The organism is Streptococcus pluranimalium (genome assembly GCF_002953735.1).
In the GTDB taxonomy this organism is placed as follows: Bacteria; Bacillota; Bacilli; order Lactobacillales; family Streptococcaceae; genus Streptococcus; species Streptococcus pluranimalium.
Genome location: NZ_CP025536.1, coordinates 1,683,272 through 1,696,983 on the forward strand (window position 1 = coordinate 1,683,272; position 13,712 = coordinate 1,696,983).

Sequence of the window (13,712 nt, forward strand, 5' to 3'; positions counted from 1 at the left end):
TTTTTTCTTGTATAAAAAAAGCACTCTCAAACGAGAGTACTTTATAAATCAATGACTAGGCCCTTTGATTGGGGCTTTAGGAAAATTTAGCGCTTGTCCTCGATTCTTCCCTTGAAGAGGTTTGGTATGAACTTCTATTTGCTTCAGTATCTGAGAGGTTGTTTTATGGACTCGTTTTAAGGAATCTGCTAATTGTTTATCATCTAAGATTTTTAGATTATTTGTCCAACCTGCCATATAGTCAATAGCTTTTTCAGAAGTATCTAGTCCAAAATGTTTTGAAAGCAGATGACTAGTCATCTCAGCTTCAAACTCTTTTTGTCCTTTCGGTAGTTCCTTATACTGGTCTACCAGTTTTGGATTATGAAGTGTTGCATGAGCCAGTTCATGGATCGTGGTAGCAATTTTTTCTCCAGGAGTATTATCTGGATTGATAAGAATGAGTTGTTCTCCAGGATAAAAGGCTCCTTTTGCATTTCCTAAAACATGGGCCTCATCTTTCATCATCTTAACACCTATACTTTCCGCATAATCACACAAACCTTCCAGCACCTCTTTGGTCTTAACTTTATCCATGTTAAAGTTGTAATGGCGGTTTGGCATGGCTTTTGGATAGCTTTCTGGTTTCAGCGTTGTTTGGGACAACTCAAAGACCTTGTAGGTGGTGAAACGTGGATAACTTGTTTTAGGATCTCTTTCTTGAAATTGACGAACAGGAAGTTTACCATCTTTCACCAGGGCTTTCTCTTGTGGAGTTGCTTCAGAAAGTTTTTTGAATTTTGGATTACCTTTATCATTTTTAAGCTGTTGTCCATTTTCATCAAGAACTGGAATCATCTTGACCATCAATGGTCGAAACAGTGTGATTTGAGACTTTTCTCCTGTTTTGACAGACAATCCTTGGTGTACCACTTCTTTGGTTTCACCAGTTCTTTTATTTGTGTAGATTGCCTTTGTCTGGATGACATCTTCTGGCTTAACTCCTAGAGCCTCTCCCATCGCTTGCCATTGGTCATAGGTTGCGACTGCATTCGCCCCACGCCATTGTTCATGAATGAGGGCGACATTACGAGGGGATAACTGCGGGAATTTACTCATGAAATCCATATATTCCAGCAAGTCTTCAGGTGACTGGGTGTATTCACGAATTTTTTGGAAGGCGTATTCACTGATTTCATAGGCAGAGGCATTGGTATAATCAAATGGTTCATCAGGTATCACAGTATAATCCTGTTCTCCTTCTTTGACTTGATTTTTAGTTGATTCTTCAGCCATAATCTCTTCAATTCTTTGGTCCAAACCAGCCTTCATTTCTTGATTAGGAGACTGAAAACTTTCTCTATGGCTACTCGCTTCATCTTGAAGAACCTCTTGTGTCTTCAAGCTCTGCTCATTGGCTTCAGTAGCAATCTCCAGATTCACTTCCTGGTTTTCCAGCTGAGAAAGAATCTTTTCATCGATGGCTGCTAACTCAGGTTGTCCTTCTAAACGACGATATCCTAACCCCAACAAGCGTGAGATAGGTTCCGTTTCATCACCAATATCATAGCGGATATTATCTTTGATTAGTATGCCTCCAGGAGCGTACACATCAAATCGAACATTAGTAAACTTAGTATCATCTGTTTGATTCCCTGTTCCCACACTTTCCTGATGACGTTCATATAAAGATTTATTCTGCTTGTAAAGCTCTTCAGCAAATGTTTGATATTCTACAAGCTCCGTTTCCTTAAATGGAATCTGAGGGCTATTTGCCCATGTTTCTGACCTTTGAAGACGTACATGGTAAGTTTCATTATAAATACGATCTTGATTCCACTCTTGATAGAAATGAGATGATTTATCAACTAATTCTTGTTGATCTGCAGCTGCAATCACAGCAGTAAAGTTCCCATCATGAATATCAGAAAGTTCATAATATTGCTTCCATGCTGCTTTTGACTCTTCAGGCATATCTGTTCCAAGTTTTCTAGGGTCTCCAACATTATATGCAGCATCCAGAACTTGTGTGAATAATTCAGCTGAAATAGTATCATTTTTAACTTTTTCCTGAGTCAATTCAATTGCTTCTTCGTATTGCTTATTTTCTAAAATGGATAACATTTCTTGACCGCCATCTTCGACATACTGTTCATTGATTGACAGTTGATCAATTTTCCCAGCTCTTTCTCTATAGACACCTAAAATAATGTTTTCTTCAGCTGATTGAGCTAATTGATTTTTCAATCCTGTACGTAGCTTCATCAAACTAGCAGGAAAAGTGGTATTATCAACAGTCCTAAGTGCCAAAATAATATCCTCGTCCCCAGATTTAATAGCTTTATCTAAATCTAAAGAATGAAGTTTTGGAACTTCAGACAGATCACCAAAATAAAAGGAATCCGATTCTACAATCGCTGGTAATTCAGGCAAGACTTTTAACTTATCGAACGCTGCACCTTTATTGGCTAAGAGGATTGTATCAAAAGCACCATTACCATTAGCAAAATCTTCCAACGTTTGTTCTGCTGACTGACCTTCCTTGTAAGGGAACACTCCTGTTAAGTGTTGGAATTTATCTTTGTCAAATAACACTTGAAGTGTCTGAATAGAATTATTTTCTTGATAAAAATAATAAATTTTACTATCTGATAATTCTTTTAGATACCAATTTGCAACTTGTTGTAGCGTACCAGCATAACGATTCAATTTTACTAAATCCTTATCACTAATAACATGATAATGACGCCTATTAATTGACTGTCCATCCTTGTTTATGCTAAAATGTAATAAAGGCTGAGGCTGAGTTTGACCTGGTAACAAGTCATTCAAAGGTTGCGATTTATTCGCTTCAGGTAGAGGTGCTGCCTCCTGATTTTCAGGAAAATCCCCGATTGTACCCTCAGCATTTTTTTGTTGTCCAAAAATAATATCCATCTCTTGATTATTTTCAAGAGATTTTTCTTTTTGTCCTAAGCCAGCTGAAGATAACAACTCAAAATCCGTACTTCGATTTTCTAAAAGTTGATGTTTAGAAATAATTGTTTTAAGTTCACTATCATAGTGATTAAGGACCTTATCCCAAATTTCTGGTAGGTTAGCTTGTAGTTGTGTTAGAAACTCCACTTTTTCCAAACCCGAAAATTCGTGATTAGAAAGATAATCAAGAATACCGTCTCTATCTAAGACATGCCCTTCCAATGATAGATACCCTGTTGCTCCATCATTAATTGACTCTTCAACATAGAGGTCTGCCCCAGCTACTGGATATTTTCTATCTTCAAGCATGCCATGGAACTCCTCTAAAACAAAATCTTCAACCTCCAAATTATGAAGCTCTTCATCATGCCACAGATAATAAGCTGTATCTTCCTTTGTAATATCTGCAATGAGTTCATCTACTTGGATCTGGTAATCTTCAACTATTTCTGACTGATCTATTTTAGAAATTTGATTCGACAGTGAGCTTTTTAGAGTATCATTCCAATCCATCTTTTCCTGTCCATGTTGTAAATTTGGTAATGCTTCAGTAACCATCGCTCCTTTATCACGTATAGAGCTAACAAAGTTTTGACCAGCTTCATCATTGTCTACTGCCAGAGTAATCCAATCTGCATGTTTTCCATCTGAAAAGAAATTATTGTCAATCGCCGTCTCCAAACCTTTAGCTAATTGATCATGGCTCCATCGTAGCGGACGACCTGAAATATCCGACTGAAGCTGTGCTAAGTGCCTTCCAACTACAGATTCTTTTAAACCATCCATTGACACTAACCTTACATCTTGAAGATTATCTTTGTTCAATTCATAGTAAGACATCAAATCAATAGCACTTTCCGCAAAAACAAGACGCTTAGCCTGCCCAATATCCACATGCATACCTGTAATACCATCTGAGTTTCGGACGATATTCTTAGCATAACCACGTTCTGGCCACTTCTCCCAGTTCTCTTCAATACCTTGCAGCGTAGCCCCTACAATTTCACCTGAGAAATCAAATGATTTAAAAACAACTACTGACTCAATACTACCATTAACCTTTGCATTGGCTTGAGCGAGAACCCCCTTCTCTAAGAAGAAGTTAATCGTTTCATCGGACAGACCACGTTTCTCCTTCAAATAGCTTCTAGCTGCCTCGAATGGTTGTTCGTAAGGAGCTAGATAGTAATTGAAAGATTCCTGAGTTCGCTCTATGATCTGAAATTCCTTAAAGGTCCCATCATTGAGGTAATCAATCGCCTGGTTAAAGTTGACTTCTTTCATGGTCTGCACCAGGGCAATAACATCACCACCTTGGTGACGTGAAAACCAGTTCCACATGTTTTTTTCAGGTGAAAGGACCATTGAATCATGTTCTTTCCAACGATAATCACGGCCTGATTGGACTAATTCCATATGAAGTTCATTGGCTACATCCAGAATATCACGAGACCTGGCATGTTCCACTCTCTCACGACGACTTTTTCCACGTGACGATGACTGTTGAATGTGTTCGTCTGACATAAAAACTCCTTTCATTCACTAAAAACATTCATATTTTGGCTGATATGGTGCTATTTCAGAAACAATAAAAATTTCTTTTGGTAAATGAATCAATTCTCCAACCGAAAAATGTTCAAACTGTTTTATATTATCCTGAAAATTGAGTTCTAATTCCAAATCGCCATTTCTTCCTTGTCCGGAAAAAAGAATTTTCTTTTGAACATCATCAATAGCCCTTACTAACCATTCAGCTTCAAAATCAAAATCCTCTTCTGAAACTCCTGGGAAATGTAACATTGTCTTCACCTCCTTTTCTACAGTTACTTTTAGTGTAATTGATAATCATGATCCTTGTGTTAAGAGGACAAATCATGGGAATTTTTCAGTAAAAAAAGCCATTGATAGTCCATCAATGACTGATTATCGTTGAGCTTGTTTGCGCTCTTCTTGCTCTTCACGTTCATCACTTCTAGCACGTTCCATAAGCGCTTTTTTACTCGCTTGATGTTACCGCTTCAGAGAAGCTGTCAATTGTCTCATAAAATCTGTATTTACTCTACCTCTTCCCTGTGACTGTTGCAGTTGAGTTTTTTTAATAACTTTTTGCTCTTGTAATTGCTTAGAGACTGCTTGAGTAATTTGGTTATTTTCTTCATTTGGTTGTAATTTAGCATACAAGCGTTTCAACTCTGAAAAACCTTGGGCATTGGCTATCTTCATCTCTTTGATAGCTGATTCATCTGATAGTTTTTCCATCTGTTGATTTCTTGTGTTAATCTGATATTTCAATTGAAAAATAGAAATGTGCGTCTGAAGATCCTCAACATAAGCCTCTTTTGAGGTTGACAACCCTTCCAGAAGCGTAAGAATACTATCATCTTGAAGTTGATTGACAAGCCCTATCTCTGATCTTAGTTGCCTAATAGGAAGCTGTATTGTCCCAGCAGTAGCTTTATTAATAGGTAAAGCAACACTATCCTCAAACTTACCTTTTAATCGCTGCTTCAGCAACTGCTCATCTTCAGATAACTTATAGTTAGGAGTAAGCTGTAATTGTATAGCTTGCAATTCTTGAGTTATTGACTGTTTTTTGAAATCTACAAATGGTTGATCAGAAGCTAGTGGCTGTATCTGTTCTAATAGCTTTTGGCGAACCTGCAATTCCTTTTGGCTAGTTTCTAACATACTAAGTTTCAACGCATACCGAAAAGTTCCTAATTCACGACGTTCTTTCTCTGTTGGATTAGGGTTTAACTTAGCAGCTTCTACCAAATCTTTTAACTCAATTGATGATAGTAAGGATAAATCTTTTAAGGTCAAAGTCTTCATCTGGATATTTTCTGTTAGCTGACTGACATCATAAACATAATCCAACACAAATTCTGGCTGACCGATTCCATTGCCATGTTTATCATAAGATTCATAGACTGGCTTTATAATTTCAAGAGGCTGTTCTCCTGCTTTTTTCAAATAACCTAGTTTTTGCCAAGATTTGAGACTTTTTATGACACTCGCTTCTGGTAATTGTTCTAAGATTTTTTTCTGATTCACATCAGAAAAAGTCTCCAAATTTTTTTCCAGATGAACGTCTTGAATTTGAGGTGCTGCCTCTCTCAACGATCGTAAGATATTATTGGCCAAACGTTCTCTTAAATCCATTACACGACGTGCTAAATGATGTTCTAAATCATAACCTTTTGACTCAGCTAAGATCCGAATTGTTTTTCCATCAACCTTTCGGATTTTTTCATAAACTTGATTTTTTTCAGCTGAATAGACATCTTCATAAGTTTCTAGAAATCCCTTGGTCTCTTCTAGAAATTCTTGGTAGGCAGCACTTCCTTCATTCTGTAAGTACGAATCTAAATAACGATCAAGAAAAAACTTACTCACAGCAAAATCTCTAGCATTAGAACCATAACGCCACTTCTTGTTGAGAGGCAAATGATTGTAGGCCTGTTCCAAAAAATTTTTTTCAGCTGAAGAGATAATTTTATCTTCCTGATACACTGACGATATCAAGTTAGCCTTCAGGTTAGCTAAAATCTGTTCTTTTCTGATAAGGTTTGACCGTGTTTCTTCTTTCAGAAGTCCATGATAGATACCACTCTTAAATCGGTTGATTGTTTTCTGAGAAAAATTTCCTTTGTATTCCATCCGTCCACGTGGCTGATAGAAAATTTTTTCACGATTAGATTCAGCCTCAGATAAACCAAAGTGAATATGAACGTTATCAGTATTCAGATGGATATTCCCCCACCAAAAAGCAGAATCAGAAAGTCCTTCTTTTTGAATAAGTGTCGGCATCATGTCACGCATAACAGCTTTAATCACCTTTTGATCAACTTGACCAGTTGCAACATCATATAAACCTTGTTCCGCCAAAAAAGCATTATCAAATGAAACAACTCCCTGCCAAAGTAAAGAACCATTTTGATAGGCTGTTTCTAATTGTTTTTTTAGCTCTCTTAACCGCTGCTTTTGAAGGTAGTCTGCTTCCTGAGTAAAGACCGCTGTCAACTCTTCTGACTGTTCTTCTGTTGCATAGGAACGGTTCATGTAATCTATATATTCTCTAAAATTCAACTGTGTTTCAGGCACAGATTTTTGAATACGATTCATCTCATCTTTAGTCAGCCCTTCTACCATTTGTTTGTTCGATTCTAAAAATAACTCTTCATCAATTTTAACGGCTTCATCACGATTAGTATAATCCACATACTGAGTATTAGCTTCTGTATATTGAAGCATAAACGTGATATTAGGACTAGACAATACATTCATCACTTATGCTCCTCTCTTAATCAAAATAAGCCATCTCTTATTAATTTCAAGTGAGCAATATGAGTAGGTAACCCTGATTGCTTCACTACTTCATGAAAGTCCCCTGTTTCTAAATATATATCAATAATGTCTGTCATTTACTGCTCCTCAATACGAGTGTTTAATTGTCTGTCCTCGACTAACATCTTCTTTTATAATGTCATCAATACGTGCTATGAGTTCATTTTGTTTAGGATCAAAATGAGAATAAATAGACTCTAAATCTTGAATATCAAAGTTACTTCCTTTTGTGATAGTATGGAAATTAGTTAATTCCAAATAAAGTAACTGATCCATCTGGCGACGAATTGACTTTAATAGTTTTTGTTCATCTGAATGAGTCAAATTTTTTTCCAGACGAGAGATTCGCTGAGAAAATGATTGCTTCTCTCCTGTTTCTAAAAATAGTTTATGGAAGGCATGAATCACTTTAACAACAGTGGCTGAATTACTAGGGTTTTGTCGATTCGGGCTACCTCCTATTTCCTCTTCAAAGTAATTTTGTATTTCCATAAACTTTTGTAGTGTCTCTTCGTTAAAATAGACGTTGATTCTTTTAGTCATTGCTTCTCCTTACTATAATTTTTTGGAAGTTCCTGTCAGGTAGTCAATATCATATCCTGGTTGAACATTAAAGATATAAATATCAAACGATACCTTATCATCTTCTACACTCTGTGCTTCCATACGAATACCACGAGCAACTAATTCTACATTTTTGAATAGTGGCGTTACCCGATATCGAACATGATGACCTGTTTTCTTAATATAGTTTGCGACCATATTTTCATAATAGACCATAGATGATTTTTCATCATCAAAGTTTGCATTAAGAGCACGTGTTCCTGTAAATAGATTTTTCACATTGATATTCTCACCAGTTAATTGAAAACCAATCAGATGAGAACGATTATACAAATAATCTTGTTTACCATTAAACTTGATTTTTTTATTTTTCCAGCCAGTTGGTTTTACCGACGAAATATCTTCACGTTCATTTTTGGGCATCAACTCTTGGCCCAACATTGCTTCAACAACCCCAACACGATTTAAAAAATCTAGGTTGCTATATTTTTCCCATGAACCATTTTCTAGGCTCAACTCTTCAGATGTAAATTGAGCTTTATCATTCACAACTATCACTTGATGTTGACCATCAAAGACTTTTGCTTTCAACTCTTCATTTTGTGTTTGATGAGCAGAACCTAAATTACTATTTTTTTCTTCAGGAGAATCAGAAATATTTAATTGAGTAGCCAGATCATTTTGAGTTAAGACACTTTTTAAAGATTGAAAATTTTGTGGCTGTACGATAAATATAGCAATAAATAAAATACTGACTAATAGGAATTTATTCTTTTTCATCAACGACCTCCTACTTCTCTTTCAGATTCAAGCGCATCAACATCATCCATAAATTGTAACCAATCCGTTGTTAACTCTTCAACAATATCTTGCTTGGCACTGTAAGCTAATAACTTGATTTCATTTTTTAGTAACAGTTCCAATATCTGTGACTGTTGTTTTTTAATATCTGCCAGAGTTTCCGCAAACTTATTATCGTACAAATCCAATCCATCATTTTCAACAATTCGCTGCAGTTGAGCAAGCATGAATTCATTAAAAGACGGATACTCATATTCTTCCGAAATCATATGTAACTGCGTAAATACTTTTTCAGGAACATTACGGATAATAAATTTTTTAGTCACTACTTTCCACCTCACCCTCATACTCCAGCCATCTTGAAATATGATCAGCATAACGGTCTATTTTTATTTCAAAATCAGATAGTATTTCTGTCTGTTTTTGAGTCAAAAGTAAAACATGCTCTGATGTCAGATTCATATTTTCTAGATACGCAAGATAGTTTGATTCAACCAAATTGAACTGTTCCTTTTCAATTTTTTCACGGCACATAGCCACTAAAAATTCATTAAATGATTTTCCTTTTATCTCTTTCGCAAGTGCCTTTAAATAATCTCCTTCTTGAGTAGATAATCCTCTAATTAAAATATCCATATTACCTCCTTTTAATAATAGTGAGTAATTAAAAAATGGGCCACTTCTTTTTTCTTTTAACGAGGCAAAAGCTAAAAGAAGCAAAAAAGAAAACCTCAACCTCGCAACGTCACGAACCAAAATGGTTCTACTTTTGCGGTTTTTCCACACACAAACACACACTATGACGGCTAATGCCTTTTGGAGTGTTTCATGCTAAAAAAGAGCATAAGGGAAACTGATATCACGTTCCGTGATATGTTGATAGTATCAACGTTTCCAATGATAACAATTTTCTCGGCTACGCCTACTTACACACACATAGGTTACACACAATCCACACACTTAGGTACAGCATTATAGCCACAAACACACACAATGTCTAACTGATAAATTAAGATACTTTTTCAGCTGGAAAGAGAGAATTTTTAACTGTTTTGTCCTTCTTCTTCTCGTTCTTTTTTAGCAGCCTCACGTCTTAATTTTTCCTCTTCTTTGATAATTAAAAGTTCTGTTTTTAAGTTATCTAGGATTGTTTCATAAGACTGATTTTTGTCCTTTTTCAATTGAATTTGAACGTAAATTTTACCAATTTTCTTTTGAAGATTTTCTTCAGCAAGTTTTCGTTCATTTTCTAAAGAAGCAACTTTTTTCTTTGCCTCTTCTAATTCCAAATCAATTTTTGTAAGATCTTTTTTTGCCATAAAATAGCCTCCTTTTTGTAATAAATTTAGTATAAGAGATAACAACAATTCCTGCGTTAAGGGAACAAATCATTAGCAAAAGAAAACTCCCTAATCTATATAATCAGGGAGTAATAGTGTTAGTGTTTCGCACTCAAATGACCTTCTGCTTGTTTGGTAAAAGCTGACTTTCGGCTGAGTCTAAACTGTATTAAACGATGGTGAAAATCGAATTTACCTTCATAATCTCCGAAAGGATGGACAGTAAAAGTAGGGAAATAAATAGTATCATAATCTACAAAAGTCCGTTTATTTTCTTCTCCAAATGGAGTAACCTCATGGTGTATAGCTGTTATTATTTCTCTGTTTAAATAGCTCAGTTCAACACATTCTTGATAAGGTAATTTGATTGCATTTTGATTGATAATCGTCATTCGTTTGTTTTCATCTTCTTCATCAGCATCTACGTATATATTAGATGACGGAGGAAAATCATCTGTTAATTTTCGGATACCTAGATAATCTTTATTAATGACATTTTTAAAAAGAAAAGATCTAAATAATCTGGGTTGAACTAACATTACAATACCAGCAATAACTCCGCTAATGCACCATAATGAAAAAAGACGATTAACCATAGCTTCTGTCAAAATATTTTCGTTAATATAACTGTTGCCAGCTAAAAAAGATAAGTACATTAATCCTATCAGAAGAGCTAATCTCATCTTTTTTAATCTACTTGACAATACTACTTGAATAGTATCAATAACAATCTTGACAATAACTATAAATTCTAAAACTCTCAACGTAAAAAATTGAATATCTTGTGGCATATAATAAGTCAACATACCTAAAAAGATAGCTGATAAAACATAAAACTGACTTGTAGAGATAAAGATAATGAGACGGTTTATGCCACAAATTAATGAGAGCTTGATACCATTTTTATTTAGCTTTTTCCATTTTTGAATATATTTTTTCATTTGTTAAAGTATCTTTCTTTTGATTAAGTTATATTTCCAGAATAATTTTCTGAAGAAAATTTGATAAATGGGACAATTCTATCTTACATCAGTTATGCTCCAACTTATTTCCTGCAAAAGAAGTGATAACATCTCGAATTTTAATAAAATTATTCCAGAGTTCCCCATCAAATTCTTTTAAATCTATTTGGTAGATATGAGAATGAGTTTGTGGAATATTTATTTTTATTGTTAATATAAATGATTGATCATCGATAGAAATTTGGTCAATACTTTGGTACATACAAAAAAACATTTTATTTCTAAAACTTGGACGACCCCTATAGGTTATTCCATGTTCATCAATGTCTAGGATAATCCATTTTTGTTTTTTTAAAATACCTTTTGTACTTGTAAATACAATACGATGTTTTCTAAGTGTTTGCTGTTCTTTGGTTGCAAGTTTAGTATATGTTTTTTGCATGATTCTATCCTCCTAATTACTTCATTTTTACGGTTTGAATTGGATTTGAAAATTCAAAAGTTCCAGTTTTTACAGCAACTTCTTTCTTCTTCAAACTCTCAATCTTCACTTGTACTTTTTCAATATTCTGAGTAGCTATTTCAATAGACCTATTCTTAGTTTCCATATTACTTTCAATCGTTGCAATATCCTTTTGATTAGATTCCAAGTCATCACCTGATAGATAACCTGCCTCTTTAAGTAATCCATTTTTCCGAGACTCATCATCCTCAATAGAGTCTTTTAATTGCTTAATAGAGTTATTCAATTTTTCAATCTGTCCACTTTGGAAAGTCTTCTCTGCTCTAATTTCTGATAAAGCAAATTCTTCACGAGTGACACTTTTAATTTTCTCTTTTTTCAGTTTACTATTTTGAGTAGTTACATAAAATTGAACAATATTAGCACCACTATTCTCTTTTGTTTTAACGGGAGTTTCTTGTTCATCTGAAGGACTGGAAATATCGACATCAATTGAACTAGTCGCAACAGTCTCATTAGTAATATCAATCGCATAAGCTCCAAAATGTTCTGGAACATTTCGAATAATGACAGAAATTTTATTATCTACAATTGGCACGATTTCCATTGTTGTATCAGTTGTCTTATTCTGTGCGTATAGATTCCATTTAAGACGTTTAGTATCGATGCCACGATCCACTGGAGATGTTGAATCTTTTGTCTCAAATTGAAGAACAATAATGCCTGTTTCAGGAGAATAACCTTGACTAGATAGCCTAATTTCTCCTGTTCCATTCTCAAATGTTCTCTTTGTTTTGAGCTGTTCATCAGTGTAAGTCTGTCTTTGTGGAGAGTAAATCGCCCCTAGTAACAAACCAATCCAAGCTGCAAATAGCAATGAAAAAATAACTAACTTACGTTTAATCACATTGTTTTGAAACCAACGTTGAGTTGCTATAAATGGTTTAGCAAGTGGACTGAATTTTATGGTTTTAGTCCACCGTTTAATCGTATCTATCATAAGTGACACGTCCTTTCTAATTTGAGATAATAAGTGTTAAAATAAAGATAATAAATTATCATTGAGAGGTATAAATTTATGAGTTTTCCATCTGCTTATAACCTTGAGTTAAAAACTGATTTATCTGCTAAGGAGGCCTATGATTTTTCTCGTACTCCAGTTGGTTCAACTTATCATTTGACTGATGCCAAAAAGTTTCAATGTGGTGAAAAATGTTCCTTCAAATTGACCTTAACAAACTTCAACAATCCAGACTTTGACAAAACACCTTATTTTACTCCTGGAGCACGTAACCAAGAACATGATTCTAATTATTGTCAACGCATGATCGAACATTACCATCAAAGAGAACAAGAGGTAACAACAGAAAACCACGGTTCGTTTTCTCGTGAGAAAAACAAACTCATTATCGATCTAGATCTTGTTAAAGGGTCACTGGCTACTATCACTAATCCTAAACAAAACGATGAAAACAGCCCTTCATCTGAAACAAGTGATACTGAGGTTGCACATCGACACTCTCGTACATCTTCTACCGCTGATACCAAAACTTTTCGGAGTCATGTCAAACAACTTACTGCCCTTATACGCTATTTTTTAGAATACCAATCAGGCGAAAAATTCACATTTTACTCTAAAAATAAACAAGAAATTCAACTGGAAAGGTACTTCGTCAATCTAGCAGAAGCTACCAAAAGAGGAATTAACTTGGAAGATGTTCACATCTACTATGATACCGCCACAGTAGATTATCATTTGAATAAAGATAACCCTGATAATAGTTATTTTTTAATCAGATTTCATCATGTCTGCTCAATTGATAACGTCAATAACCGTCCAACAATAATCATCAATGAAACCAAGTCTCAACATCATGGAGTAGGTTATAAGATAAAGATATTAAAACGTGCAGCTAAAGATGGTGAGCCTTTAAAAGTGTTCTTTTTTGGAAGTTTTATAAAACATCCAAATAGAAAATTTATAAATCCAAACGTTAGCCCAATTGATATTTTAGATTATCTTGTCTTTAGCTAGTTGCAATAAGAAAATCATCTAACTCCTCTTTAGAAAACTCTATTATTTTATATGAAGCTATAAATTCAAAGACTGATTGCATATGTGCTTCAGTCTTATTTTTAGCTTCCTCATAGGATAAAAAGGGTTTAGCTTGTTTTATTTCATCTGTCCACCCAATACTTCCATCTTTCCTAGGAATAAGCCAAACAGTTTGAAAAATACTGATTTCTGCCAAAACCAAATAATATTTTTGTTCCATT

General features: G+C 34.7%; 12 protein-coding genes and 1 pseudogene. 1 reads left to right on the forward strand and 12 read right to left on the reverse strand.

All coding sequences use genetic code 11. From position 1 onward, the window contains the following. Positions 1-48 precede the first annotated feature (48 nt). The 11 genes and pseudogenes from C0J00_RS08530 to C0J00_RS08580 form a co-directional block, all read right to left on the reverse strand. Positions 49-4,482, reverse strand: a complete 4,434-nt coding sequence (locus tag C0J00_RS08530) for a PBECR4 domain-containing protein (RefSeq protein ID WP_104968461.1) — start codon at positions 4,480-4,482, stop codon at positions 49-51. A gap of 18 nt (positions 4,483-4,500) precedes the next feature. After that, a complete protein-coding gene (locus tag C0J00_RS08535) occupies positions 4,501-4,758 on the reverse strand; it encodes a hypothetical protein (RefSeq protein ID WP_000902211.1) in 258 nt (85 codons plus the stop codon). A 123-nt stretch (positions 4,759-4,881) separates the two neighbouring features. Beyond that, positions 4,882-7,245 (reverse strand): annotated as a pseudogene (gene mobP2, locus C0J00_RS08540) (MobP2 family relaxase). Between the two features lie 147 nt (positions 7,246-7,392). After that, complete coding sequence (locus C0J00_RS08545; RefSeq protein ID WP_104968462.1) at positions 7,393-7,848, reverse strand: hypothetical protein; 456 nt, start codon at positions 7,846-7,848, stop codon at positions 7,393-7,395. A 12-nt stretch (positions 7,849-7,860) separates the two neighbouring features. Next, positions 7,861-8,649 carry a DNA/RNA non-specific endonuclease gene (locus tag C0J00_RS08550; protein ID WP_104968463.1) on the reverse strand — a complete coding sequence of 263 codons (789 nt, stop codon included), beginning with the start codon at positions 8,647-8,649 and terminating at the stop codon, positions 7,861-7,863. Next, on the reverse strand, positions 8,649-8,996 hold the full coding sequence (locus C0J00_RS08555; protein WP_104968464.1) for a hypothetical protein: 348 nt from the start codon (positions 8,994-8,996) through the stop codon (positions 8,649-8,651). Before C0J00_RS08555 ends, C0J00_RS08550 begins: the two co-directional genes overlap by 1 nt. Then, complete coding sequence (locus C0J00_RS08560; protein WP_104968465.1) at positions 8,989-9,306, reverse strand: hypothetical protein; 318 nt, start codon at positions 9,304-9,306, stop codon at positions 8,989-8,991. Before C0J00_RS08560 ends, C0J00_RS08555 begins: the two co-directional genes overlap by 8 nt. 407 nt (positions 9,307-9,713) lie before the next feature. Beyond that, the gene (locus C0J00_RS08565) at positions 9,714-9,989 is read right to left on the reverse strand and encodes a hypothetical protein (RefSeq protein WP_104968466.1); all 276 of its coding nucleotides are present in this window, start codon (positions 9,987-9,989) and stop codon (positions 9,714-9,716) included. 119 nt (positions 9,990-10,108) lie between these two features. Next, on the reverse strand, positions 10,109-10,951 hold the full coding sequence (locus tag C0J00_RS08570) for a hypothetical protein (protein ID WP_104968467.1): 843 nt from the start codon (positions 10,949-10,951) through the stop codon (positions 10,109-10,111). 88 nt (positions 10,952-11,039) lie between these two features. Then, positions 11,040-11,414 (reverse strand): hypothetical protein, encoded by a 375-nt coding sequence (locus tag C0J00_RS08575; protein WP_104968468.1) that lies wholly within the window; start codon positions 11,412-11,414, stop codon positions 11,040-11,042. A 16-nt stretch (positions 11,415-11,430) separates the two neighbouring features. Beyond that, complete coding sequence (locus C0J00_RS08580) at positions 11,431-12,435, reverse strand: hypothetical protein (protein ID WP_104968469.1); 1,005 nt, start codon at positions 12,433-12,435, stop codon at positions 11,431-11,433. 78 nt (positions 12,436-12,513) lie between these two features. Here C0J00_RS08580 and C0J00_RS08585 point away from each other — a divergent pair, with 78 nt between their 5' ends. Beyond that, positions 12,514-13,470 (forward strand): hypothetical protein, encoded by a 957-nt coding sequence (locus C0J00_RS08585; protein ID WP_104968470.1) that lies wholly within the window; start codon positions 12,514-12,516, stop codon positions 13,468-13,470. Here C0J00_RS08585 and C0J00_RS08590 read toward each other — a convergent pair. Next, positions 13,463-13,711 carry a hypothetical protein gene (locus C0J00_RS08590; RefSeq protein ID WP_104968471.1) on the reverse strand — a complete coding sequence of 83 codons (249 nt, stop codon included), beginning with the start codon at positions 13,709-13,711 and terminating at the stop codon, positions 13,463-13,465. The genes C0J00_RS08585 and C0J00_RS08590 overlap by 8 nt on opposite strands. Position 13,712 lies beyond the last annotated feature (1 nt).

Coding starts and splice junctions, on each gene's coding strand:
- C0J00_RS08570 (WP_104968467.1), bottom strand. CDS start 10,951: ATGAAAAAATATATTCAAAAATGGAAAAAGCTAAATAAAAATGGTATC.
- C0J00_RS08535 (WP_000902211.1), bottom strand. CDS start 4,758: ATGTTACATTTCCCAGGAGTTTCAGAAGAGGATTTTGATTTTGAAGCT.
- C0J00_RS08545 (WP_104968462.1), bottom strand. CDS start 7,848: ATGACTAAAAGAATCAACGTCTATTTTAACGAAGAGACACTACAAAAG.
- C0J00_RS08565 (WP_104968466.1), bottom strand. CDS start 9,989: ATGGCAAAAAAAGATCTTACAAAAATTGATTTGGAATTAGAAGAGGCA.
- C0J00_RS08580 (WP_104968469.1), bottom strand. CDS start 12,435: ATGATAGATACGATTAAACGGTGGACTAAAACCATAAAATTCAGTCCA.
- C0J00_RS08575 (WP_104968468.1), bottom strand. CDS start 11,414: ATGCAAAAAACATATACTAAACTTGCAACCAAAGAACAGCAAACACTT.
- C0J00_RS08590 (WP_104968471.1), bottom strand. CDS start 13,711: ATGGAACAAAAATATTATTTGGTTTTGGCAGAAATCAGTATTTTTCAA.
- C0J00_RS08530 (WP_104968461.1), bottom strand. CDS start 4,482: ATGTCAGACGAACACATTCAACAGTCATCGTCACGTGGAAAAAGTCGT.
- C0J00_RS08560 (WP_104968465.1), bottom strand. CDS start 9,306: ATGGATATTTTAATTAGAGGATTATCTACTCAAGAAGGAGATTATTTA.
- C0J00_RS08550 (WP_104968463.1), bottom strand. CDS start 8,649: ATGAAAAAGAATAAATTCCTATTAGTCAGTATTTTATTTATTGCTATA.
- C0J00_RS08585 (WP_104968470.1), top strand. CDS start 12,514: ATGAGTTTTCCATCTGCTTATAACCTTGAGTTAAAAACTGATTTATCT.